General features: G+C 67.5%; 21 protein-coding genes and 2 tRNA genes. 12 read left to right on the forward strand and 11 right to left on the reverse strand.

The window, feature by feature from the left end:
• Positions 1 to 56: 56 nt before the first annotated feature.
• Positions 57 to 524, reverse strand: a complete 468-nt coding sequence (locus tag F1599_RS09320) for a DUF2127 domain-containing protein (RefSeq protein WP_150082854.1) — start codon at positions 522 to 524, stop codon at positions 57 to 59.
• A gap of 49 nt (positions 525 to 573) precedes the next feature.
• Positions 574 to 969: an NINE protein gene (locus F1599_RS09325; protein WP_223129660.1), complete on the reverse strand. Its 396-nt coding sequence runs from the start codon at positions 967 to 969 to the stop codon at positions 574 to 576.
• A gap of 157 nt (positions 970 to 1,126) precedes the next feature.
• Here F1599_RS09325 and F1599_RS09330 point away from each other — a divergent pair.
• From F1599_RS09330 to F1599_RS09365, 8 genes are all read left to right on the forward strand, one after another.
• A tRNA-Glu gene (locus F1599_RS09330) sits at positions 1,127 to 1,202 on the forward strand.
• Between the two features lie 101 nt (positions 1,203 to 1,303).
• A tRNA-Asp gene (locus F1599_RS09335) sits at positions 1,304 to 1,380 on the forward strand.
• A gap of 210 nt (positions 1,381 to 1,590) precedes the next feature.
• Entirely contained in the window at positions 1,591 to 2,091 is a 501-nt protein-coding gene (locus F1599_RS09340) for a GFA family protein (protein WP_149316365.1), read from the forward strand.
• A 259-nt stretch (positions 2,092 to 2,350) separates the two neighbouring features.
• Positions 2,351 to 3,469, forward strand: coding sequence for a glycosyltransferase family 4 protein (locus F1599_RS09345; RefSeq protein WP_150082855.1), 1,119 nt, complete (start codon positions 2,351 to 2,353; stop codon positions 3,467 to 3,469).
• Between the two features lie 19 nt (positions 3,470 to 3,488).
• Positions 3,489 to 5,705 (forward strand): amylo-alpha-1,6-glucosidase, encoded by a 2,217-nt coding sequence (locus F1599_RS09350; protein WP_150082856.1) that lies wholly within the window; start codon positions 3,489 to 3,491, stop codon positions 5,703 to 5,705.
• A 186-nt stretch (positions 5,706 to 5,891) separates the two neighbouring features.
• Positions 5,892 to 6,296 carry an OsmC family protein gene (locus F1599_RS09355; RefSeq protein ID WP_150082857.1) on the forward strand — a complete coding sequence of 135 codons (405 nt, stop codon included), beginning with the start codon at positions 5,892 to 5,894 and terminating at the stop codon, positions 6,294 to 6,296.
• 39 nt (positions 6,297 to 6,335) lie between these two features.
• Positions 6,336 to 6,887, forward strand: a complete 552-nt coding sequence (locus F1599_RS09360; protein ID WP_395895189.1) for a M23 family metallopeptidase — start codon at positions 6,336 to 6,338, stop codon at positions 6,885 to 6,887.
• A 74-nt stretch (positions 6,888 to 6,961) separates the two neighbouring features.
• Positions 6,962 to 7,573, forward strand: coding sequence for an AAA family ATPase (locus F1599_RS09365; protein ID WP_223819546.1), 612 nt, complete (start codon positions 6,962 to 6,964; stop codon positions 7,571 to 7,573).
• Here F1599_RS09365 and F1599_RS09370 read toward each other — a convergent pair.
• Complete coding sequence (locus F1599_RS09370) at positions 7,566 to 8,489, reverse strand: LysR family transcriptional regulator (protein WP_149316369.1); 924 nt, start codon at positions 8,487 to 8,489, stop codon at positions 7,566 to 7,568. The genes F1599_RS09365 and F1599_RS09370 overlap by 8 nt on opposite strands.
• A 190-nt stretch (positions 8,490 to 8,679) precedes the next feature.
• Here F1599_RS09370 and F1599_RS09375 point away from each other — a divergent pair, with 190 nt between their 5' ends.
• Positions 8,680 to 9,870, forward strand: a complete 1,191-nt coding sequence (locus F1599_RS09375) for an MFS transporter (RefSeq protein ID WP_150082915.1) — start codon at positions 8,680 to 8,682, stop codon at positions 9,868 to 9,870.
• A 123-nt stretch (positions 9,871 to 9,993) separates the two neighbouring features.
• A complete protein-coding gene (locus F1599_RS09380; protein WP_149316540.1) occupies positions 9,994 to 10,206 on the forward strand; it encodes a DUF3820 family protein in 213 nt (70 codons plus the stop codon).
• Here the strand turns inward: F1599_RS09380 and F1599_RS09385 are convergent.
• Together F1599_RS09385 and F1599_RS09390 are read right to left on the reverse strand one after the other, a co-directional pair.
• Complete coding sequence (locus tag F1599_RS09385) at positions 10,203 to 11,147, reverse strand: cation diffusion facilitator family transporter (protein WP_149316370.1); 945 nt, start codon at positions 11,145 to 11,147, stop codon at positions 10,203 to 10,205. The two genes, F1599_RS09380 and F1599_RS09385, sit on opposite strands and share 4 nt — an antisense overlap.
• A 94-nt stretch (positions 11,148 to 11,241) precedes the next feature.
• Positions 11,242 to 12,150: a LysR family transcriptional regulator gene (locus tag F1599_RS09390; protein ID WP_150082858.1), complete on the reverse strand. Its 909-nt coding sequence runs from the start codon at positions 12,148 to 12,150 to the stop codon at positions 11,242 to 11,244.
• 155 nt (positions 12,151 to 12,305) lie between these two features.
• On the opposite strand from F1599_RS09390, the gene F1599_RS09395 reads away from it, so the two are divergent.
• Positions 12,306 to 13,067 carry an SDR family NAD(P)-dependent oxidoreductase gene (locus tag F1599_RS09395; RefSeq protein WP_149316372.1) on the forward strand — a complete coding sequence of 254 codons (762 nt, stop codon included), beginning with the start codon at positions 12,306 to 12,308 and terminating at the stop codon, positions 13,065 to 13,067.
• 155 nt (positions 13,068 to 13,222) lie between these two features.
• Here F1599_RS09395 and F1599_RS09400 read toward each other — a convergent pair whose 3' ends face one another.
• From F1599_RS09400 to F1599_RS09415, 4 genes are all read right to left on the reverse strand, one after another.
• Positions 13,223 to 14,710 (reverse strand): efflux transporter outer membrane subunit, encoded by a 1,488-nt coding sequence (locus F1599_RS09400; RefSeq protein WP_150082859.1) that lies wholly within the window; start codon positions 14,708 to 14,710, stop codon positions 13,223 to 13,225.
• A gap of 80 nt (positions 14,711 to 14,790) precedes the next feature.
• The gene (locus F1599_RS09405) at positions 14,791 to 17,991 is read right to left on the reverse strand and encodes an efflux RND transporter permease subunit (protein ID WP_149316374.1); all 3,201 of its coding nucleotides are present in this window, start codon (positions 17,989 to 17,991) and stop codon (positions 14,791 to 14,793) included.
• A 172-nt stretch (positions 17,992 to 18,163) separates the two neighbouring features.
• Entirely contained in the window at positions 18,164 to 19,411 is a 1,248-nt protein-coding gene (locus F1599_RS09410) for an efflux RND transporter periplasmic adaptor subunit (protein WP_150082860.1), read from the reverse strand.
• A gap of 194 nt (positions 19,412 to 19,605) precedes the next feature.
• A complete protein-coding gene (locus tag F1599_RS09415; protein ID WP_149316376.1) occupies positions 19,606 to 20,526 on the reverse strand; it encodes an alpha/beta hydrolase in 921 nt (306 codons plus the stop codon).
• 316 nt (positions 20,527 to 20,842) lie between these two features.
• Between F1599_RS09415 and F1599_RS09420 the strand changes: the two genes are divergently transcribed.
• Positions 20,843 to 21,808, forward strand: a complete 966-nt coding sequence (locus tag F1599_RS09420) for a LysR family transcriptional regulator (RefSeq protein ID WP_053824353.1) — start codon at positions 20,843 to 20,845, stop codon at positions 21,806 to 21,808.
• A gap of 31 nt (positions 21,809 to 21,839) precedes the next feature.
• Here the strand turns inward: F1599_RS09420 and F1599_RS09425 are convergent, their stop codons facing one another.
• Both F1599_RS09425 and F1599_RS09430 read right to left on the reverse strand, forming a co-directional pair.
• Positions 21,840 to 22,226, reverse strand: coding sequence for a type II toxin-antitoxin system VapC family toxin (locus F1599_RS09425; RefSeq protein WP_149316377.1), 387 nt, complete (start codon positions 22,224 to 22,226; stop codon positions 21,840 to 21,842).
• Positions 22,223 to 22,468 carry a type II toxin-antitoxin system Phd/YefM family antitoxin gene (locus F1599_RS09430; RefSeq protein ID WP_149316378.1) on the reverse strand — a complete coding sequence of 82 codons (246 nt, stop codon included), beginning with the start codon at positions 22,466 to 22,468 and terminating at the stop codon, positions 22,223 to 22,225. Before F1599_RS09430 ends, F1599_RS09425 begins: the two co-directional genes overlap by 4 nt.
• Positions 22,469 to 22,593: the final 125 nt, after the last annotated feature.

Genomic DNA, 22,593 nt, shown 5'->3' on the forward strand with positions numbered 1-22,593 from the left:
CCTGGCGATCCCCCTGTCCTCCCCGATGCACGGGCCGTGCCTGCATCAGGCGCCGGTCATCGCGGCGTGCCGCGTCGGCGGGCCAGGCTTGCGGCCAGATAGGCGACGATCGCCACGTTGGCGACGGCCACGCCGATGTGTATCCAGGTCGGATGCCGCGCCGCTTCGTAAAGTTCCACCGGAATATAGATCGCACCGGACCAGACGCCCAGCCATTGGGCCCAGGCGCGTTCGTGCCACAGGCCGTAGGCCTCGGCGAATCGCATCGCCGCATAGAGCGCGGCCGACGCGCCGATGGCCCACAGGCGCGGATCGTCGGGATGCGCGGCCAGCGACAGGAAGATCGTCGGATAGCGGCTGCCGGGATTCAGGTGCAGCCGCGCGACGATGGCCTCGGCCAGCGCCTGCGCGTCGCGATGCAGCAGCGCCGCCAGGCCGATGCCGGCCAGCACCACCAGCGCGCCCTTGGTCGCCTCCAGCAGCGCGATGCCTTTCAGCCCGAGGGTGCCTTGCCTGCCTGCCATGGTTCAGCGCTCCGTGCGCATGGGACGCGGTCCGCCGCTCAGGAGAAGCTCAGGAGAACACGCGGTTCTTGTCGGACACCTGGTCATTGAGCGTCCAGAAGTCGTACAGCACGCCGATCAGGAAGAAGCCGCCGGTCACCAGATACAGCAGGCCGGTCAGCCATTTGCCCATATACATCCGATGCACGCCGAAGATGCCGAGGAAGGTCAGCAGAATCCAGGCGATATTGAAATCGACGCGGCCCGAGGTAAAGCGGCGGTCGGCATCCCGGTCCATGCCCGGAATCAGGAACAGGTCGATCAGCCAGCCGATGCCCAGCAGGCCGAGCGTCAGGAACCAGATCGTGCCGGTCACCGGTTTGCCATAGTAGAAGCGATGCGAGCCGGTAAAACCGAAGATCCAGAGCAAATAACCGATCAGCTTGCTGTGCGTGTCCTGAAGCATGTCCATCCTCATGTTGTCGTGCCGGAATGATGCCATAGGCATCTGTCGGACCCGCCGATTCGCCAATCGCATCGAAGAGGCTTCACAGGCAAAAAAATCGGCGTTATACTTGCGCCCCTCGCGACGCAAAACACAGCGTCAATGCGAAACGGTTCCAGTCCCCTTCGTCTAGAGGCCTAGGACATCACCCTTTCACGGTGAGTACAGGGGTTCGAATCCCCTAGGGGACGCCAGCTTGACCGGATGCCATGCATCCGGACGCCGACTGGACCGATCGCTGCAATGCCGGCAACCATGCCAGCCATTGCAGCGGCACCAGCAGGCAAGCCGACAAGGAGTGGTAGTTCAGTCGGTTAGAATACCGGCCTGTCACGCCGGGGGTCGCGGGTTCGAGTCCCGTCCACTCCGCCAGCAAAAGCAGAAAACCCGCCAATCGCAAGATCGGCGGGTTTTTTGTTTTGGCGCGGCGTCTTCGCTGCTGACCGATAGGCGCATTGCATTGGTATCGGCCTGGTATCGGCCTGGTATCGGTCTGGTACAGGCCTGGTATTGGATTGGTATTCCGCCGGCCAGCTTCCACAATAGGAACCTCGATCCACCACTCCTGGATATGAGGTCGCCATGCATCTGGAAGGCTCCTGTCATTGCGGCGCGGTGCGTTTCAGCGTCGAGTCGTCTTCGTATTACCCCTTCATGCATTGCCATTGCTCGATCTGCCGCAAGACCGCGGGCTCCGGCGGCTATGCGATCAATCTCGGCGCGGACGCCAACACGCTGCGCGTACGCGGCCGCAAGCATCTGGGCATCTATCACGCCGTGATGCGCGAGCCCGGCAAGCGCGCGACCCGCTCGCCGGCGTCGCGCCATTTCTGCCTGCAATGCGGCAGCCCGCTGTGGCTGTGGGACCCGCGCTGGCCGGAACTGGTCCATCCCCATGCGTCGGCGATCGACACCCCGCTGCCGCGCCCGCCGGAGGTCGTCGAGGCGGCGCTGGACTATGCCGCGCCCTGGGTCGACGTGCCGCGCGGCAAGGGACATGTCCATTGCCGCCAGTGGCCCGACGAATCGCTGGCGCAATGGCATGCCCGGCATGGCCTCGGCGACGGCAATGGCGAGCGCTGACGCCGTCGGACCACCGGCCGGCAAGGGCCGCATGCGGCCCGTCCTTCACACCGCTTCCGCATCGCATATAACTAGCTGAAGAGGGCGGCGCCGCTACGCGCCGCCCAAAAAAATTTTTGCCGGGCGGCTCTTGAAGGTCACACAGCCGCCCTTAATTTGGCGTCGGCCCGTCTTCTCTGGAACGGCACCCACGCCGCATCGGCCATCGCGGCCGTGCGGCTTCCGGACAGTCAACTTCGCTTGAAGAGGAGGTTTGCTGATGAAGATTGCCCAGATCGCCCCGCTTGCCGAGCGTTGCCCGCCCAAGCTCTACGGGGGCACCGAGCGCATCGTGTCCTATCTGACCGAAGAGCTTGTCCGCCAGGGTCATGACGTGACCCTGTTCGCCAGCGGCGACTCCAGGACCGCCGCCCGGCTGGTACGCGGCTCCGACATCGCGCTACGGCTCGATCCCAGGGTGAAAGACCCGATCCCCTATCACATCATGATGCTGGACGAGGTCCGCCGGCGTGCCGACGACTTCGACGTGCTGCACTTCCACATCGACTTGCTGCATTTCCCGCTGATCCGCGACATCGCCGAGCGCACCGTCACCACGCTGCACGGCCGGCTCGATCTGCCCGATCTGGTGCCGTTCTATCGCGCCTTCCCCGAATTTCCACTGGTGTCGATCTCCGACGACCAGCGCCGCCCGATGCCGCCCGTCAACTGGGTCGGCACGGTGCACCATGGCCTGCCGCGCGACCTGCTGCCTTTCACCGCCGAGGCGAAGGGCGGCTATCTGGCCTTCCTCGGCCGCATTTCGCCCGAAAAACGGCCCGATCGCGCCATCGAAATCGCCGCGCGCACCGGCATGCCGCTGAAGATCGCCGCCAAGATCGACAAGGCCGACCAGGCCTATTGGGACGAAGTCATCGCGCCGATGATCGCCGCGCATCCGAAGGTCAAGTTCATCGGCGAAATCAACGAGCATCAGAAAGCCGAATTCCTCGGCAACGCGCGCGCGCTGCTGTTCCCGATCGACTGGCCGGAGCCCTTCGGCCTCGTGATGATCGAGGCGATGGCCTGCGGCACGCCGGTGATCGCCTATCGCTGCGGCTCGGTGCCCGAAGTCATCGACGAGGGGGTGACCGGCTTTATCGTCGAGGACATCGAGCAGGCCGCGCAGGCGGTCGGACGCATCGACGAACTGGACCGCGGCAGGATCCGCGCGACCTTCGAGCAGCGCTTCACCGTGGAACGAATGGCGCAGCAGTATGTCGAGATCTATCGCAGCCTGGCCGATGTCAGCGCCGGTGCGCTGCTGCGCCGAGCCATGGGTGCAACGGTGGGCGGCGTGACCGGCAGCGACCGTGTCGGCCTGCCCGCCCTCGCCTGAACCGCAAAGGATCGCGACGATGCCAACCGCCAGCACTGTTGCCGCCTCCCACGCGCCGGCGCCCACCGGGCCCGGCGGTACCCAGCTCGCCCAGTTCTTCATCCCGGCCGCCGCGTCGTTGCAGGAGCGCAGGCCGCGCACGCTCAAGCATGGCGACACCTTCGCGGTGTTCGATCACAACGGCGATGCGCTGTCCGGCCCCGGCAGTCCCGAGGGCATATTCCATCGGGACACCCGCCACCTGTCGCACCTGTTCCTCTCGATCGACGGCGCGCGGCCGATGCTGCTGTCGTCGACGCTGCGCGACGACAACGCGACGCTGACCTGCGACCTGACCAATCCCGATCTGTTCGACGGCGATGGCAAATTGATGATCGAACACGATCTGCTGCATCTGCGCCGCTCGCGCTTCCTGTGGAACGCGACCTGCTACGAACGGCTGATCATCCGCAACTTCGACGAGGAGCCGCGCCGCATCCAGCTCGAACTCGCGTTCGCGGCGGACTTCGCCGACCTGTTCGAGGTCCGCGGCTCGAAACGCGAGCGCCGCGGCGAACATCATCCGCCCCGCATCAGCAACAATCGGGTCATCCTCGGCTATACCGGGCTCGATCAGCAGAGCCGGCACACGGCGCTGCTGTTCGATCCGGCGCCGACCCGGCTGACCGGCAACTGCGCGCGCTTCACGCTCGATATCCAGCCGAAGGAGGCGCGCCTGCTGTTCGTCGAGATCCGCTGCGGTATCGGCGAGATTCCGCAGCAGACCCGCTGCGCCTTCTTCAGCGCGCTGCGCGACGCCCGGCGGGCGCTGCGCAACTCGGCCTCGCGCGCGGCCTCGATCGTGACCTCGAACGAGATCTTCAACGAGGCGGTCCGGCGCAGCGTGTCGGACCTGTACATGCTGATCACCGATACGCCGGAGGGTCCCTACCCTTATGCCGGCATTCCGTGGTTCAGCACCGTCTTCGGCCGCGATGCGCTGATCACCGCGCTGGAGACGCTGTGGCTGGACCCGAATATCGCGCGCGGCGTGCTCGGCTATCTGGCGGCCAACCAGGCCACCGAGAACGATGCGGCCGCCGACGCCGAGCCGGGCAAGATCCTGCACGAGGTCCGGCACGGCGAGATGGCGGAGCTCGGCGAGGTGCCGTTCCGCCGCTACTACGGCAGCATCGACTCGACGCCGCTGTTCGTGATGCTGGCCGGCGCCTATCTGCATCGCACCGGAGATCTCGGCACGCTGCAGCGGCTGTGGCCGAGCCTCGAGGCCGCGCTGCAATGGATCGAGCGCTATGGCGACCGCGATGGCGACGGCTTCGTCGAGTACGGCAGGCGCACCACCGAAGGGCTGGTCAATCAGGGCTGGAAGGACAGCCAGGACTCGGTCTTCCATGCCGACGGCACGCTGGCCAGGGGCCCGATCGCGCTGGCGGAGGTGCAGGCCTACGTCTACGGCGCCTGGCAGGCCGGCGCCGATATCGCCGCGCAACTGGGCATGACCGAGCGTGCGACCCAATGCGCGGCGCGCGCCGAGGCCCTGCGCGCGGCCTTCGATGCGGAGTTCTTCGACGAGGCGCTCGGCACCTACGTGCTCGCGCTCGATGGCGACAAGCGCCCATGCCGGGTGCGCACGTCGAACGCCGGCCATGCGCTGCTGACCGGCATCGCGCTGCCCGAGCGCGCCCCCGCGGTGGTACGTACGCTGATGTCGGGAACGTCGTTCTGCGGCTGGGGCGTGCGCACCGTGGCGTCGACCGAGGCGCGCTACAACCCGATGAGCTATCACAACGGCTCGGTCTGGCCGCACGACAATGCGCTGATCGCGGGCGGCATGGCGCGCTACGGCTTCCATCGCGAGGCCGCGCGGATTTTCGAGGGCCTGTTCGCGGCCTCCACCTATATCGACCTGCGCCGGTTGCCCGAGCTGTTCTGCGGCTTCCCGCGCCAGGGCACGCAGGGCCCGACCTTCTATCCGGTCGCCTGCACCCCGCAGGCCTGGGCCGCGGCCGCACCGCTATACATGCTGCAGGCCAGCCTCGGGCTCGGCTTCGACACCGAGCGCGTGCATATCACCTTCGACGAGCCGGCGCTGCCGGCCTTCCTCGACGAGGTGGTCTTCCGCAATCTGGCGGTCGGCGGCGGCTCGGCCGACGTCGCGCTGCGGCGCTCGGGCCGGCATGTCGTCGTCGACATGCTGGAACGGCGCGGACCGGTGCGGGTGCTGACGACGAATTGACGAGGGACTGACGAGGAGCTGACGAGGGATCGACCGGGATTCCGGGAGCCCTGGCACCGAGGCTGGCTGTACGCGAGAGCGCTTAAGTGATAGTGTGAACCGCTCCGGCACCGGCCTCGGCAGTCAGCATTTTCGGTACCGTCCCATCTTTCCCCTCTTTCCCTCTTCTGCAAGGAGCCGCCCGTCATGACCCCGGTTTCCCACGCCAGTGTCCGCGCCGCCGGACCGAACTACCGGCACGAAATCACCACCGGCAAGCATCAGCTGGTGGCCGACGAGCCTGCCAAGGCGGGCGGGCAGGATGCCGGGCCGGCTCCGTACGACTATGTGCTGACCGGGCTCGGTGCCTGCACGGCGATCACGCTGCGCATGTATGCGGACCGCAAGGGCTGGGACCTCGGCGATCTGCGCGTCGAGCTGACCTTGCTGAAAAACCGCGACGGCGATACGCGCATCGAACGCACGCTGCACGCGTCGGCGGCGCTGAGCGACGAGCAATGGGAACGCCTGCTGGAGATCGCCGGCAAGACGCCGGTCACGCTGACGCTGCAGGCCGGCGTGTCGATCGCGACCACCAAGGCAACCGCCTGAGTCCGCGCCGATCGGCGAACACCGCGGCAGCCTGACCCCGTGTCGATCCTGCGCAGGCGTTCGGGGTGGTTATGGGTCGCGGCCTTCGCGGCGGCGGCATGGTGGGCCTGGCCACGCGTCCAGCCGGTGCTGGACCGCGTGTTCTACAGCATGCGCCTCGCGGCGATGCCGGCGCCCAAAGCGCTGCCGGTGCCCGTCGCAGGCGTACCGGCCAACGCCTTGCGCGATACCTGGAACGCCCCGCGCTCCGGCGGCCGGCAGCATCAGGGCATCGACATCTTCGCGCCGCGCGGTCGCGAGGTCGTGTCGGCCACCGAAGGCATCGTGTCCCGCGTCGGCACCAACAATCTCGGTGGCCAGGTGGTCTGGGTCATGGGACCGGGCCGGCAGATGCACTACTACGCCCACCTCGACCGCTATGGCGAGATCGCGCCCGGCGATCGCGTCACGCCCGGCACCGTGCTCGGGTATGTCGGCAATACCGGCAACGCGCGCGGCACGCCGCCGCATCTGCACTACGGCATCTATACGCCGACCGGTGCGATCAATCCCTATCCGTTGTTGACGGCGCGCATCGCGACGTCGAAGTAAGCCGGCACGCGCCCGGCCGTCCATGCTTCACCATTCGCAGCGCCCCGAAATTCCAATCATCCAGGAAGAAGCCAATGTCGGCACCAAGCTTCAACCAGACCGAAGACCATGCCGCAGCCGGCGTCGCCGGCCATATCGACCGCCTGATCGTCTTCACCGGCGGCCCGGGCTCGGGCAAGAGCACGCTGATCGATGCGCTGGAGCAGCTGGGCCATGCCCGCTCGGAGGAAGCGGGCCGCGGCATCATCCAGGACCAGGTCGCGATCGACGGCCCGGCGCTGCCATGGCGCGACCGGCAGGTCTTCGCCGAGGCGATGCTCGGCTGGGAACTGCGCTCGTATCGTCTGGCGCAGCGGCATACCGGCCCGGTGCTGTTCGACCGCGGCGTGCCGGACGTGATCGGCTATCTGCGGCTGTGCGAGCTGCCGGTGCCCGACCATCTGCTGCGCGCCGCGGCGACGTTCCGCTATCGCCAGCAGGTCTTCATCGCACCGCCCTGGCCGGAAATCTACCGGCAGGACGCCGAGCGCAAGCAGAGCCTGGACGAGGCCGAACGGACCTATCACGCGGTGGCACAGGCCTATCGCGATTGCGGCTATACGCTGATCGAGCTGCCGCGCGTCGACGTGGCGGCGCGCGTGCGTTTCGTGCTCGAGCGGATCGGCACCGCGCGCGCGGTCATTTGAGTCCGCTGTCGCGCTCCCACGGCGGGATATCGCCGAAGCGCTCGGCCAGGAAATCGACCAGCGCTCGCACGCGCGGCGGCACCAGTCGTCGCTGCGGCATCACCGCATAGATGCCCGTGTCCGGGATCTGGTAGTCCGGCAGCACCTGCACCAGACGGCCGGCACGCAGCATCGGGCAGACATGCCAGTACGAATGCAGCGCGATGCCGAGACCGCCCAGCGCCGCGTCCGACAGCAATTCGCCGGTATTGGCCTCGATCCGGCCCCGCACCCGCACAGCAATCTCTCGGCCGTCACGGTCTTCGAGCCGCCACAGGTCCTGCCTGCCCTGGCTGCCCACCAGCACCAGGCATTCGTGTTGGGCCAGCTCTTCCGGCGTGCGCGGGGTGCCATGCCGGCGCAGATAGTCCGGCGACGCGCACAGCAGCCGCCGATTGTTGGCGAGCTTGCGCGCGACCAGCGTCGAATCGTCGAGCGCGCCGATGCGAACCGCCAAGTCGAAGCCCGCACTGACCAGATCCACCACGCGGTCGTCCAGATGAATGTTCAGCCGAAGTTGCGGATGCCGCGCCATGAATTCGGGCAGCAGCGGCGACAGGTACTGGCGGCCGAACGACGATGCCGTGGTCACACGCAGCGTACCGGTGACCTCGCCACCGGCCCGGCGCAACGAGCTGCCGAGGGCCTCCAGTTCCTCGACCAGCCCCCGGCCCTGCTCGGCCAGCGCCGCGCCTTCGGGCGTCGCGTGCAGCCGGCGCGTCGTCCGGTGCAGCAGGCGTACGCCCAGGTCCTGCTCAAGCCGCTTCAGGCGCTGGCTGGCCACGGCCACCGACAGGTCGAGACTGCGCGCGGCAGCGCTGATCGAGCCGAGGTCCAGTACGCGCAGGAACAGCGCGATATCGCCGATTCGGTCCATGACTATCAATCGGATATTGAAACTGATTCATGATACCGCCGGTTTTTCAAAAAGATGCGGGCGAGCAAACTGCGAGCCTTCCAATAGGAGAGTTGTCATGGCCGCCCCGCCTACCGCCACTACCCCGTCCACCACCCCGTCCACCACCCCACCCACTGCCAAGCCTCCTGCCAAGCCCGCGCGCGCAGGCATGCCGCTGGCGCTCTACGCGCTGACCGCCGGCTCGTTCGGCATCGGCTGCGCCGAATTCGTGATCATGGGCCTGCTGCTGCAGGTCAGCGCCGACCTGCACGTGTCGATCGCCTCGGCCGGCATGCTGGTGTCCGGCTATGCGTTCGGTGTCGCCGCCGGCGCGCCGATCCTGACGCTGCTGACCCGCCGCATGCCGCGCAAGGCCGTGCTGCTGGCGCTGATGGTGATCTACACCGTCGGCAACGCGGCCTGCGCGCTGGCGCCCGACTACACCACGCTGATGATCGCCCGCGTGATCACCTCGCTGACGCATGGCACCTTCTTCGGCGTCGGCGCCGTGGTGGCGACCGGCCTGGTGCCGGAAGACCGCCGCGCCTCGGCGATCTCGGTGATGTTCTCCGGCCTGACGCTGGCCACGCTGCTCGGCATGCCCGCCGGCGCCTGGCTGGGCCTGCATCTGGGCTGGCGTTCGACGTTCTGGGCGATGACGCTGATCGGGCTGGTATCGCTCGTCGTGATCGGCATGCTGGTCAAGGCCAGCCGCGACCACAGCGCGCCGGCCTCGTTGAAGGACGAGCTGGCGACCATGGTGCGGCCGCAGGTGATGCTGGGCCTGGCCATGACGATCCTGCAGGCCATCGGCATCTTCGCGGTGATCACCTACGTGCAGCCGCTGCTGACCAAGGTGGCCGGCTATGGCGAGGCGGCGGTGTCGCCGATCCTGCTGCTGTTCGGCGCCGGCATGATCGTCGGCAATCTGCTCGGTGGCAGGCTGGCGGACCGCCGTCCGGTCGCCGCGGTGCTCGCCACGCTGCTCTCGCTCGCCTCTGTGCTGGCGCTGATGACCTTCGCCATCCACCACCAGGTCGCGGTGGTGGCCTTCGTCGGCATCCTCGGCATCGCGGCCTTCGCCACGGTGTCGCCGCTCCAACTGCGCGTGCTGCGGCACGCGCGCGGACCGGGCCAGAACCTGGCGTCGAGCTTCAATATCGCCGCCTTCAACCTCGGCAATGCGCTGGGCGCCTGGCTCGGTGGCATGGTGATCGACCACGGTCCAGGCCTGACCGCCCTGCCCTGGGTTGCCGCGCTGGCTCCGCTGTCGGCACTGGCGGTCGCGGCCTGGAGCGTGCGGCTGGAACGGGCACGGCCGTCGTTGCCTGCGTGTGCGGCGGGGGCCGAGGCCGGTTGATGGGGCACAGTTGCTCCCCGGGGACCGACACGTGAGGACGCGGCCATGGATCCGCTACGATATGGGGCAACCGCGACAAGGCGACGAGCCGCCGGCAAGCGCAGTTGCGGCCCCCTTATCTCCATGCACCCCGAAGACCTGCAACTCCTCGTCACCCGCACCATGCCGTTCGGCAAGTACAAGGGCCGGCTGATCGCCGATCTGCCGGGCAATTACCTGAACTGGTTTGCGCGCGAAGGGTTTCCGCCGGGTGAGATCGGGCGGTTGCTGGCGTTGATGCAGGAGCTCGACCACAACGGCCTGTCGCATCTGCTCGCGCCGCTGCGAAAGCGCTAGCCGGCTGCGCGGTCGACGGTGGCGCCGCCACGGCGCACCGGGTCCATGTGGGTCATCACGTCGAGCACGTCGCGGTTTTCCATCGCGCGCCGGCGGGCCTCCATCGCGATCGCGTGGCCCTGCTCGACGGTCAGCATCGCCTCCATCTCCAGATGCACGTCGACCAGGATCAGGTCGCCCATCTTGCGCGTACGCAGGTCGTGTACGCCCAGCACGCCCGGCGTGGACAACAGGCTGTGCCGGATTGCCTCGACGGTGTGCGCGTCCGCGCCGCGGTCCATCAGGTCCTGCATCGCATTCCAGCCAAAGCGCCAGCCCATGCGGATGATCATCAGGCCGACCACCATGGCGGCGACGGGATCGAGCCAGCGATAGCCGAGCAGGCTGCCGCCGATGCCGAGCGCGACCACCAGCGACGACGCGGCATCCGAGCGCGAATGCCAGGCGTTGGCCGCCAGCATGCTCGAGCGCACGCGGTGCGCGACCGACAGCAGATAGCGGAACAGCGATTCCTTCAGCACCAGCGTGCCGAGCGCGACCCACAACGCGGCCATGCCGACCGGCGGCGTGTCGCCCGCGGGATCGACCTTGCCGGCCGCCGACCACAGCATGCCCACGCCGACGGCAAGCAGCAGCACGCCGAGCGCCAGCGAAGCCGCGTTCTCGAAGCGTTGGTGGCCGTACTGGTGATCTTCGTCGGGCCCCTTGCCGCTGTGCATGCCTGCGAACAGCACGATGAAATCGGACAGCATGTCCGACAGCGAATGGACGGCATCGGCCAGCAGCGCCTGCGAGCCGGCAACGATGCCCGTGACGGCCTGCGCGACGGTCAGCACCAGATTGGCCGCCACGCTGACCAGCGTGCTGCGGCGCGCGGCGCGCTGCCGCAGCGCGGCATCGTCATGGTCGTGGGCGGGCTCGATGGGACGGGGCTTGCTCATGGCCTCGACTGTACCGCAGCAACGTGGGCAGTTCACGCCGCGGGCGGCCTGCCAGCGTCTTGCGGAGGCTATCCGGCAAGGCAGGGCACCAGCGTCACGGCAGCGGTTCGAGATGGGGTTCCAGGACCTGCGCGATCCAGTCCATAAAGACGCGCACGCGCCGCGGCAGATTGCGTCGCTGCGCATAGAGCAGCGTGACAGGCATCGCCGGCGGCCGGAAATCCGGCAGGACTTCGATCAGCTCGCCTGCGGCCAGCCTGGCCTGCATCGCCGTGGCTGGCGCCTGGATGATGCCCAGTCCGGCGACCGCCGCGGCTTCGTACGCGGCGCCGTTGTTGACGGTGACGGCGCCCGCCATCGGCATCGCCGCATGGCCGGCGCCATCGGGGTATTCGAAGCCGAGCGGGCGCTGCCCCAGTGTGCTGGCGTAGTGCACCAGCCGATGATCGCGAAGATCGTCGATGGTGCGAGGCACGCCATGGCGACGCAGATAGCCGGGACTGGCGCAGTTGATCAGCCGCATCGCCCCCAACGGCCGCGCCACCAGGCTGCTGTCCTCCAGCGTGCCGACACGCACCACGCAGTCGAAGCCTTCGCGCACCACATCGACACGACGGTCGGTCCCGCTGATTTCGATGGAAAGCTCGGGATGCCTGTCGAGGAATTCCGGAAGCCGCGGAATCACGAACATCGAGGCCATGCCGGCCGGCATGTCGACGCGCAGCCGGCCCCTCAGCGCCCCGCCGTCGCGCTGGAACATCCCGTGCAGCTCGTCCATGTCATCGAGCAGATCGCGGGCACGCTCGTAGAACGCCTGCCCGTCGGCGGTCAGCTGGACCCGGCGCGTGGTCCGATGGAACAGCTGGGTGCCGAGGCTCGCCTCCAGCCGTTGCACCGCGATCGATACCGCGGCCTTCGACAGCTCGAGGCTGTCCGCGGCCCGGGCGAAGCCGCCGAGTTCGGCGACGCGCAGAACGATGCGCAGCGTGTCGAGGGAGTCCATGGGTGGGCGGTCCGATCGATTGTTTATCGATAGAAAACAGAGCTATCGCGCCACGCCAGTTTATGCGTCACGGACGAATCAATAAAGTGGATTCACGCGGCTCGACCGCGATCCGCAACGCGAAACCCCCAACCCCCTTATCCGGAGTCCACTTCATGACCACAACTTCCACCATCGCCGTCATCACCGGCGGCAGCCGCGGCCTGGGCCGCAATGCCGCGATCCACCTGGCCCGCCAGGGCACCGACGTAATCCTGACCTACCGGGGCCAGCGCGCCGAGGCCGACAGCGCGGTCGCGGAGATCGAGCGGCTGGGCCGGCGCGCCGCCGCGCTGCAGCTGGACGTGGCCGACAGCCGCGCTTTCCCCGGCTTCGCGGCACAGGTCGAGTCGGTGCTGGCCGGCTGGGGCCGCAGTCGTTTCGATTTCCTGCTGAACAACGCCGGCATCGGCGTGCATGCCGCCTTTGCCGATACCACCGAAGAACAGTTCGACGAACTGATGCGCGTCCATCTGAAGGCGCCGTTCTTCCTGACGCAGGCTCTGCTCGGGCTGATCGCCGACGGCGGGCGCATCCTCAATGTGTCGACCGGCCTTGCCCGCTTCGCGCTGCCGGGCTACTCGGCCTACGCGACGATGAAGGGCGGCGTCGAAGTGCTGACGCGCTATCTGGCAAAGGAGCTGGGCCCGCGCGGCATCAGCGTCAACACGCTGGCGCCCGGGGCCATCGAGACCGACTTCAGCGGCGGCGTCGTGCGCGACAACGAGGAAGTCAACGCCTTCGTTTCTTCGGTGACCGCATTGGGCCGCCCCGGCAAGCCGGACGATATCGGCGCCGTGGTGGCGGCGTTGTTTGCCCCGGGCACCGGCTGGATCAACGCGCAACGGGTCGAGGCCTCGGGCGGCATGTTGCTTTGATCCTGGATGAAAAAAAGAGGCCGGTCACGCCGGCCTCTCCCCTTGTTGCGGCACGCCCGCTGCCTGCGCACAGCAGACAGCGGGCGTGCTGCTTTATTGCCTCGCCACGATCACGCTGGCCACGATCACCCTGACCGCGATCACCCTGACCGCGATCACCGTGCCGCCGCGTCGCTCGACGCCTGCACCGGCCCCCAACCGCCGCCGAGGCTGCGCACCAGCGCCACGGTGGCGGCGGCGCGCAGGCCCGCCACCTGATTGGCCGCGCGCTGCGATTGCAGCACGGTGCGGTCCGCATCGATCACGGTCAGATAGTCGACCGCGCCGGCATCGTAGCGGCTGCGCGAGATGCGTTGCGCGCGGCGCGCCCCGGCGAGCGCGCTGTCGAGCGCGCTGGCCTGCTGCGACAGCCAGCGGACATCGGCCAGCCCATCCTCGACCTCGCGGAACGCCACCAGCACGGTCTGCCGGTAGGCAGCGACCGCTTCTTCATGCTGGGCGCGCGCCGCGGCCAGGTTGGCGCGGTTGCGGCCACCGTCGATGATCGGCGCCGCGATGGTCGAGCCGATCAGCGGCCCGAGCAGCCAGGCGCGCGAGGACCAGCGGAACAGATTCGACAGCTCGCTGGACTCGAAGCCGAACACGCCGGTCAACGAAATGCGCGGGAAGAACGCCGACTTGGCCACGCCGATGCGCGCGTTGGCCGCCGCCATCAGGCGCTCGGCCTGCGCGATGTCAGGCCGGCGCTCGAGCAGGTCCGACGGCAAGCCGGCCGGAATCGCCACCGGCGCGGCGTCGAAGGGACGTTCGGCCAGCGCGAATTGCGACGGCGGCACGCCGGTCAGCACGGCGAGCGCATGCTCCTGGTTGGCGCGACGGCGCTCGATATCGGCCAGATCCGCGCGGGCGGTACCAAGCTCGGCCTCGGCGCGTGCCGGATCGAGGTCGGTGGTCTCGCCGGCATCGAAACGGCGCTTGAGCAGGCGCACCGCGTCCTCGCGCAGCGCGATCGTCGCGCGCAGCAGCTGGCGCTCGGCGTCGAGCGTACGCAGCACGAAATAGGCCTGCGCAACGTCGGCCTGCAAGGTCAACTGCACCGAGCGGAACAGGTCCTCGGCCGCTTCGCCCTCGGCGCGCGCGGCGCGCACGCTGTCGGCCACGCGGCCGAACAGGTCCACCTCGTAGCTGGCGATCGCACGGGCCCGCAGCACGGTGCGCGGCGACACCGGCGTGCCGTCGGGCAAGCCGAGCGAGGCCGCGGACGGCTGACTGCGCGTCGGATCGAGGCCGACGCTCAGTTGCGGATACAGGTCGGCTTCGGCCACGCCGGTGAAGGCGCGCGCCTGCTTGACGCGCGCGGCCGCCGCCGCGAGGTCCTGGTTATTGCTGTTGGCCGCGTCGATCAGCCGATCGAGTTCTGCGTCGCCGAATACCTTCCACCATTGGCCGCGTTCGACGCCCTCGGCCGGCGTCGCCACCTTCCACTGGGCGCCTTCGGCCTGCGCGGCCTCGGCCTCCTTGAAGGCCGGGGCGGTCGCGGTTTCCGGCACCTTGTAGGTCGGCGCCAGCGAGCAGCCTGCCAGCACCAGCGCGGCGGCCAGCGTGGCCAGCCGCGGCATCCACGATTGCAGGTTTGCTGTCATGTCGTTGTTCCTTGATTCTCGTTCTTTGGCTCGTTCGGTGTGCTCCCTCCCCGGGGGAGCGAGCACACCTTCACTGCGACTCAATGTTGCGGTTCAGCCAGTGCCACGCTGTTGTCGGGCTTCGGCTCCGGCGCCGGCTCGGGCTGCGCCTTGCCGCGCGTGGCCAGCTTGCGCAGCGCCACGTAGAACACCGGCGTCAGGAACAGGCCGAAGAACGTCACGCCCAGCATGCCGGCGAACACCGCCACGCCCATCGCCTGGCGCATCTCCGCGCCCGCGCCGGTCGACACCACCAGCGGCACCACGCCCATGATGAAAGCGAACGAGGTCATCAGGATCGGGCGCAGACGCAGGCGGCTCGCCTCGATCGCGGCCTGCACGATGGTGCGGCCCTGATGCTCCAGCTCGCGGGCGAACTCCACGATCAGGATCGCGTTCTTCGCCGACAAGCCCACCAGCACGATGAAGCCGATCTGCGTGAAGATGTTGTTATCCCCACCCGACAGCCACACCCCGGTCAGCGCGGCCAGCAGCGACAGCGGCACGATCAGGATCACCGCCAGCGGCAGCGTCAGGCTCTCGTACTGCGCGGCCAGCACCAGGAATACCAGCAGCACGCACAGCGGGAAGATCCACACGCCCGCATTGCCGGCCAGGATGTCCTGATAGGTCAGCTCGGTCCATTCGAACTTGATGCCCTTCGGCAGCGTCTCCGCGGCAATGCGCTCGGCAGCGGCCTGCGCCTGGCCCGAGGAGAAGCCGGGCGCCGGTCCGCCGTTCATGTCCGCGGCGGTAAAGCCGTTGTAGCGCACCACGCTGTCCGGACCGAAGCCCTGCTTGACCTGCACCATCGACGACAGCGGCACCATCTCGCCGGCGGCGTTGCGCGTCTTCAGCTGCAGGATGTCCTCGGCATGCTGGCGGTAGCTGGCATCCGCCTGCACCTTGACCTGGTAGGTACGGCCGAACTTGTTGAAGTCGTTGACGTAGGCCGAACCGAGATAGGTCTGCAGCGTGTCGAACACGTCCGTCACCGGCACGCCCAGCTGCTTGGCCTTGACGCGGTCGAGCTGCACGTCGAGCTGCGGCACGTTGACCTGGTAGTTGCTGAAGATGCCCGCCAGTTCCGGCGTCGCGCGCGCCTTGGTGGCGAACGCATTGGTCGCGGCAAACAGCGCGTCATAGCCGAGCGCGGCGCGGTCCTCGATCATCAGCTTGAAGCCGCCGATGGTGCCCAGGCCCTGCACCGGGGGCGGCGGGAACACCGCGATGAACGCGTCCTGGATCGCGCCGTACTGCTGGTTCAGCTGCGCCGCGATCGCATTGCCGCTGAGGTCTTCCGACTTGCGCTCCTCGAACGGCTTGAGCGTGGCGAACACGATGCCCGCGCTCGGGCTGTTGGTGAAGCCGTTGATCGACAGGCCCGGGAAGGCCACCGCCGATTCCACGCCCGGATGCTTCAGCGCGATCTCCGACATGCGGCGGATCACGTCCTCGGTCCGATCGAGCGTCGCGCCATCGGGCAGCTTGGCGAAGCTGACCAGGTACTGCTTGTCCTGCGCCGGCACGAAGCCCTTCGGCACCATCTGGAAGATGCCCCAGGTCAGCGCCAGCATCACGGCGTAGACGCCGAACACCGCGCCCTTGCGGCGCACCACGCCCTTGACACCCTGCCCGTACCGTTCGGAACTGGCGCCGAAGAAGCGGTTGAAGCGCTTGAAGAAGCCGCCCAGCACGCGATCCATCGCGCGCGCCAGCCAGTCCTTCGGCGCGTCATGGCTGCGCAGCAGCAGCGCGGACAGCGCCGGCGACAGCGTCAGCGAGTTGAACGCCGAGATGATCGTCGAGATCGAGATCGTCAGCGCGAACTGCTTGTAGAACTGGCCGGTCAGGCCCGTCATGAAGGCCAGCGGCACGAACACGGCGCACAGCACCAGCGCGATCGCGATGATCGGGCCGCTGACTTCGCGCATGGCCTTGTAGGTGGCCTCCTTCGGCGACAGTCCTTCCTCGATGTTGCGCTCGACGTTCTCGACCACCACGATCGCGTCGTCGACCACGATACCGATCGCCAGCACCAGGCCGAACAGCGACAGCGCGTTGATCGAGAAGCCGAACGCGTACATCAGGCCGAACGTACCGACGATCGACACCGGCACCGCCAGCAGCGGAATGATCGACGCGCGCCAGGTCTGCAGGAACAGGATCACGACCAGCACCACCAGTGCGATCGCCTCGAACAGCGTGTGCGTGACCGCCTCGATGCTGTGCCGCACGAACTGCGTCGGGTCGTAGACGATGCTGTAGTCGACGCCGTCCGGGAAGTTCTCCTTGAGCTCTTCCATGGTCTTGCGCACATCGTCGGAGATCTGGATCGCGTTCGATCCCGGCGCCTGGAAGATCGGAATCGCCACCGCCGGCTTGTTGTCGAGCAGCGAGCGCAGCGCGTATTCGGACGCGCCCAGCTCGATGCGCGCGACATCGCGCAGATAGGTCACGCCGCCGTCCGGCGAGGTGCGGACGATGATGCCGCCGAACTCTTCCTCGGTGTTCAGGCGCCCCTGCGCGTTGACGGACAGCTGCAGGTCGGTGCCCGGCAGCGACGGCGAGGCGCCGATCACGCCGGCGGCCACCTGCACGTTCTGCTCGCGGATCGCGCGCACCACGTCGCTGGCGGCGAGCTGGCGCTCGGCCATCTTCTCGGGATCGAGCCACACGCGCATCGCATAGTCGCCCGAGCCGAACAGCTGCACCTGGCCCACGCCCTGGATACGCGCCAGGCGATCCTTGACGTTGATCACCGCGTAGTTGCGCAGGTAGGTCATGTCATAGCGATCGTTCGGCGAGACCAGGTGGACCACCATGGTCAGGTCGGGCGAGCTCTTGACGGTCGTGATGCCGAGCCGGCGCACGTCCTCGGGCAGGCGCGGCTCGGCCTGCGAGACGCGGTTCTGCACCAGCTGCTGGGCCTTGTCCGGGTCGGTGCCCAGCTTGAAGGTCACGGTCAGCGTCAGCAGGCCGTCGCTGTTCGACTGCGAGGACATGTACAGCATGTCCTCGACGCCGTTGATCTGCTCTTCCAGCGGCGAGGCGACGGTTTCGGCGATCACCTTCGGGTTGGCGCCCGGATACTGGGCACGCACCACGACCGACGGCGGCACGACTTCCGGATACTCGGAAATCGGCAGCTTGAACATGGCGATCGCGCCGATCAGGAAGATCAGCACCGATAGCACGCCGGCGAAGATCGGCCGGTCGATAAAGAATTTCGAGAGGTTCATGACGGGTCTCGATAAAAAAGGGAGCCCCCTGGCGGTCCGTTTTCTGGACGCCATGGAAACGCATTTGGGCGATGCAGCTGGCTGACTGGGTCAGCTCAGGATGCCGTGGCTGGCGGGGCTGGTTCTCCCTCGCCAGCCCGCGGGCGAGGCGAGAAAATCAGGCTGGCAAACGTCATCCGACCGACTCCTTCTTGGCCGGCTCCGGCTGGTTGTCCGCGCTCTTTTCGGTCGCATTGCCGCGTTCGAGCTCGCGCTTGAGCGCCATGCGCACCGGCGTCGGCGCGACCGTATCGCCGGGCCGTACGCGCTGCAGGCCGTTGACCACGATCACCTCGCCCGCCTTCAGGCCGGAGCGGATCACACGCAGGCCGTCGTAGTTGGGCCCCATCTGGACTTCGCGATAGTTCAGCTTGTTGTCCTTGTCGACCACCAGCACGAACTTCTTGCCCTGGTCGGTGCCGATCGCACGGTCGTTGATCAGCACCGCGTCATGCGGCGCGTTGCCGCCGAGCTTGACCTTGGCGTACAGCCCCGGCAGCAGGCGTCCGTCCGGGTTGTCGAACACCGCCCGCACGCGGATCGTGCCGCTGCGCGGGTCAAGCCGGTTGTCGACCGACTGGATGCGGCCCTCGTGCGGATGGCCTTCCTCGTTGGCCAGGCCCAGATACACCGCCATGCCCTTGCCGTTGGACCCGCCCGCGGCGCCCGGCGCCGTGTAGCGCAGATAGCTCTGCTCATCGATCTCGAAGCTGGCGTACACCGGCGACACCGACACCACCGTGGTCAGGGCCGGGGCATTGGCGCCCGGGGCGACCAGATTGCCCACCGTGATCTCGGCGCGCGAGACGCGGCCGGTCACCGGCGAGGTGATGCGGGTGTAGGCCAGGTTCAACTTGGCGGAGTCGAGCGCGGCCTGCGCGGCGCGCACGTTGGCGCTGGCCTCGCGCGCCGCATGGATGCGTTCGTCGAATTCGCGGCGCGAGATCGCGTTGTCGTCCAGCAGCCGCTGCGCCCGCACCTGCTCGCTCTGCGCGTGGCTGGCGCGCACCTGCGCCGCGGCCAGCGCGGCTTCGGCGCGGGCCACCTCGGCCGCGTACGGCCGCGGGTCGATGGTGAACAGCAGATCGCCCTTCTTGACCATCGCGCCTTCGCGGAAGTGCACCGCGTCGATGGTGCCGCCGACGCGCGGACGCACCTCGACGCGGTCGATCGCCTCCAGGCGGCCCGAGAATTCGTCCCACTCGGTGATGGTCTTGCCGATGGCGGCGGCGACATCGACCGCCGCCGCGCTGGCGGCGGGGCTCGGCACGGCTTGCGCCTCGCCGGCATGCCAGGGGCGCAGGATCGAGGTCGCCAGGCCGGTGCCCAGCACGACCACGATGGCGACGGCGATCAGGCTACGTCGGGATTGCAGCTTCATTTCTTCACTCCGTTTCGGGTTTTCTTCAACCGGAAAAGCAAAAGGACGAACGCCGCCCGCCGGGCCCGTTCGGCGCCTTGCGGGTGAGCACACCCTGGGGCGCCGACGCGGGGTCCGGAGACATTCACACGCGGCTGACTTCTCGAATGGCGGCCGGCGCTAGCGCGATGAACGCTGGCGCGGCCGCAGGCACGTCACGGCGCCCAACCGGAAGGCTTGGCTGCCGGCCGGCGTTCGGCCTGTGGCGAGGCATCGTCGCTGTCCGCGAATCGTTCTCGCAGAAAGCGCGCGCCTTCATCGACCCATACCTGACATCGGTCGTGGGATGCTTCGACACCGGCGCCACAGGCGCCGGGCATGATTCGGGTTTCCGCCGCCACCCCGCGGTCGAGCAGCTTGCGTCCGAAGGCCTCGCCTTCGGGCCGCAGGGCATCGAGCTCGGCCACCTGGATCAGCGTCGGCGGCAGGCCGGCCAGGCGCATCGCATGCGCCGGCGCGGCGTAGGGGTGGACCGACGCAGCGGGGGTCGGCAGATAATCGCGATAGCAGACGGCCATGCGCTGCAGCGTTTCCAGCGGCACGTGCGCCTGGCCGGCGCAGGAGGCGTGCTGCAGGCAGGGGTCGGTGACCGGGCGGATCAGCCATTGCGCGCGCGGCGCGGGCAGGCCGCGATCGCGCAGCATCTGCGCCACCGCAATCGCCAGATTGCCGCCGGCTTCCTCGCCGACCAGCGAGAAACGCATCTTGTCGACCTTGAGCCGGCGCGCCTGGCGCAATACCCATTCGGCGGTATTGAAGGCGTCCTCCGGCGCGGCCGGGAACGGATGGTCCGGGGCCAGCGAGTATTCGGGCGCCACCACCACGGCCGGCACCGCGCCGGCCAGCTGGCGGGTCAGATGGGCCGCCTTCTCGATGCCGCCGTCGACGAAGCTGCCGGCGTGCAGATACAGCAGCCACGGCAGCGGCGCCGGCGCCCAGGCGGTCGGATACCCGGCCGGATAGCACACGTGCACAGCAATGGTGCGCTCGCCGCTGGCGATCTCATGCCGCACCACGCGCGCCGCGGCGCCGGCCTTGGCGGGCTGGGATGCGGTGGCTTGCGTCGGTTTGGTCATGGTGTCGGTCCCGTTGCGCCGGCCGGGAAAACGGCTCGACGCATGGTTTGCATGTTGCGTTGCATCGAATTATGGTGATTGACGTAGACGGGATAAAGGCGCAGTTTGCCAACGCACTATTCTGCGGATGGAATAATCGCGCCGGCCCGTGGTCTGTTCCGGTAGATCGTCCCCATTCGGCGAATAACCGCTCCACTGTTGCGGTTATGCCAATGAAAGACCCTACCGTGCATACGACCGACAGAGTGAGTAAGATTCGCCCTCGCCAGCCGCGCGGCGCCGTCCGCTCGCTATGGCTTCTAATTGGACAGCCGCCATGGACCGCTTCGTCTCAATGCAAGCCTTTACCCGCGTCGTGGACGTCGGCAGTTTCGCCCGCGCGGCCGAATCGCTCGATTTGCCCAAGGCCACGCTGACACGGCTGATCCAGAATCTGGAAACGCATCTGGGCGTCAAGCTGCTGCACCGTACCACGCGCCGGATCAGCGTGACTTCCGAAGGCGCCGCCTATTACGAGCGATGCGTGCGCATTCTGGCCGATGTCGACGAAGCCGAGCAGTCGCTGACCCATCAGAACCAGACCCCGCGCGGCACGCTGCGCGTCGATACCGTGGGCGGGCTGGCGCGCCTGGCGCTCGTGCCCAATCTGCATGAGTTCTTCGCGCGCTATCCGGACCTGAAGGTCGAACTGACCATCAATGGCAAGCCAATCGATCTGCTGAAGGAAGGCGTCGACGTGGTGATCCGCGTCGGCGATACCGTCGACGATACGATGGTGGCGCGCCGCATCGGCCAATTGCGTCTGGCGTTCTACGCGTCGCCGATTTATTTAAAGCAGCACGGCACGCCGACCACGCCCGAAGAATTGATGCAGCATCGCGCGATCAATTACCTGTCGACGCGCACCGGCCGGGAAATGCCATGGATCCTGACGCGCGGCGACGAACGCCATGAATTGCTGCTGCCGTCGGCGATCTCGACCAACGATCCGGAGGTCTATATCGGCTGTGCGCTGGAAGGACACGGCATCGCCGTCATTTCGCGCGTGATGGCGCAACCGTATCTGGAAAGCGGCCGGCTGGTCGAAATCATGGGCGACTGGCAGGAAGAGGTCATGCCGATCTCGGCCATGTATCCGCAGAACCGGAATCTGTCGGCCAAGGTGCGGGTTTTCGTCGACTGGGCCGCCGAGATATTCGCGCGAGATCCGGAAATGGGCTATCGCGATTCGTTCCCGGGCCCGCGCCCGGTCGTGGCGCCGGTGCTCGAGGCGGTGTCGTAGGGCGGGTCCGCCGAAATCCCTCGGTACGGTATCAGACGTGCCGCACCGGCCCGGGATATCGCGCGACCACCGGATCCGCCGTAATCAGCGCCATGTCTTCCACGATGGCTTGTGCGACCAGCACGCGATCGAACGGATCCTTATGCAATAGCGGCAGGTCTTCCAAAGCCATGGCGTGTTCCGAGACGATCGGCAATTCGCGATAGCCGCTTTCCAGCAGACCCCGTCGCATGATCCTGGGGTCAACATCGAAACTGCGCCGGCACAACGACGCCTTGATGGCGATTTCCCATATGCTTGCCGCGCTGAATACGGGCTCATTGAGGTCGTCTTCGATCAGCAGGCGCGCGCCGGCAGGAAGCCGTCCGGGCTTGACCAAGGCCCACAGCAGGATATGCGTATCGAATAGCAGCTTCATATCCGGCCAGTGAACAGCACTTCAATTTCGTCACTGCACAGCCGGTCGAAATCCTCGGGCACCTCGAACCGATCCTGCAGAATGCCAATCCGCTTTTCGCCGGAGCGATGCGTCGCATGGACCGGGACGACTCTGACCATGGGCTTGCCGCCTTTGGCGATGACGAACGACTCTCCCTGGGCCGCCATCTCCACGAGGTGCGGCAAGTCGGCCGAAGCTTCATCAATGTTGATCGTGCGCATGTTGGCCCTCCAAAGTCGATGGGCCAATCTAGAGGACGTGCGAACGCGCCGCAAGTCTGCGGCGCGCTTTTGCGAAAAGTCGCACACGGAACGCGTGCAACGAGGGGCGCCGGCGCGGATACCCC

The sequence above is a fragment of the Cupriavidus cauae genome, assembly GCF_008632125.1.
GTDB lineage: Bacteria > Pseudomonadota > Gammaproteobacteria > Burkholderiales > Burkholderiaceae > Cupriavidus > Cupriavidus cauae.

What these genes read in the sequence shown, in the direction of transcription:
- F1599_RS09320 (WP_150082854.1), bottom strand. Translation starts at nt 524, where the DNA reads ATGGCAGGCAGGCAAGGCACCCTCGGGCTGAAAGGCATCGCGCTGCTG.
- F1599_RS09325 (WP_223129660.1), bottom strand. Translation starts at nt 969, where the DNA reads ATGCTTCAGGACACGCACAGCAAGCTGATCGGTTATTTGCTCTGGATC.
- F1599_RS09340 (WP_149316365.1), top strand. Translation starts at nt 1,591, where the DNA reads ATGCATCTGGAAGGCTCCTGTCATTGCGGCGCGGTGCGTTTCAGCGTC.
- F1599_RS09345 (WP_150082855.1), top strand. Translation starts at nt 2,351, where the DNA reads ATGAAGATTGCCCAGATCGCCCCGCTTGCCGAGCGTTGCCCGCCCAAG.
- F1599_RS09350 (WP_150082856.1), top strand. Translation starts at nt 3,489, where the DNA reads ATGCCAACCGCCAGCACTGTTGCCGCCTCCCACGCGCCGGCGCCCACC.
- F1599_RS09355 (WP_150082857.1), top strand. Translation starts at nt 5,892, where the DNA reads ATGACCCCGGTTTCCCACGCCAGTGTCCGCGCCGCCGGACCGAACTAC.
- F1599_RS09365 (WP_223819546.1), top strand. Translation starts at nt 6,962, where the DNA reads ATGTCGGCACCAAGCTTCAACCAGACCGAAGACCATGCCGCAGCCGGC.
- F1599_RS09370 (WP_149316369.1), bottom strand. Translation starts at nt 8,489, where the DNA reads ATGGACCGAATCGGCGATATCGCGCTGTTCCTGCGCGTACTGGACCTC.
- F1599_RS09375 (WP_150082915.1), top strand. Translation starts at nt 8,680, where the DNA reads ATGCCGCTGGCGCTCTACGCGCTGACCGCCGGCTCGTTCGGCATCGGC.
- F1599_RS09380 (WP_149316540.1), top strand. Translation starts at nt 9,994, where the DNA reads ATGCACCCCGAAGACCTGCAACTCCTCGTCACCCGCACCATGCCGTTC.
- F1599_RS09385 (WP_149316370.1), bottom strand. Translation starts at nt 11,147, where the DNA reads ATGAGCAAGCCCCGTCCCATCGAGCCCGCCCACGACCATGACGATGCC.
- F1599_RS09390 (WP_150082858.1), bottom strand. Translation starts at nt 12,150, where the DNA reads ATGGACTCCCTCGACACGCTGCGCATCGTTCTGCGCGTCGCCGAACTC.
- F1599_RS09395 (WP_149316372.1), top strand. Translation starts at nt 12,306, where the DNA reads ATGACCACAACTTCCACCATCGCCGTCATCACCGGCGGCAGCCGCGGC.
- F1599_RS09400 (WP_150082859.1), bottom strand. Translation starts at nt 14,710, where the DNA reads ATGACAGCAAACCTGCAATCGTGGATGCCGCGGCTGGCCACGCTGGCC.
- F1599_RS09405 (WP_149316374.1), bottom strand. Translation starts at nt 17,991, where the DNA reads ATGAACCTCTCGAAATTCTTTATCGACCGGCCGATCTTCGCCGGCGTG.
- F1599_RS09410 (WP_150082860.1), bottom strand. Translation starts at nt 19,411, where the DNA reads ATGAAGCTGCAATCCCGACGTAGCCTGATCGCCGTCGCCATCGTGGTC.
- F1599_RS09415 (WP_149316376.1), bottom strand. Translation starts at nt 20,526, where the DNA reads ATGACCAAACCGACGCAAGCCACCGCATCCCAGCCCGCCAAGGCCGGC.
- F1599_RS09420 (WP_053824353.1), top strand. Translation starts at nt 20,843, where the DNA reads ATGGACCGCTTCGTCTCAATGCAAGCCTTTACCCGCGTCGTGGACGTC.
- F1599_RS09425 (WP_149316377.1), bottom strand. Translation starts at nt 22,226, where the DNA reads ATGAAGCTGCTATTCGATACGCATATCCTGCTGTGGGCCTTGGTCAAG.
- F1599_RS09430 (WP_149316378.1), bottom strand. Translation starts at nt 22,468, where the DNA reads ATGCGCACGATCAACATTGATGAAGCTTCGGCCGACTTGCCGCACCTC.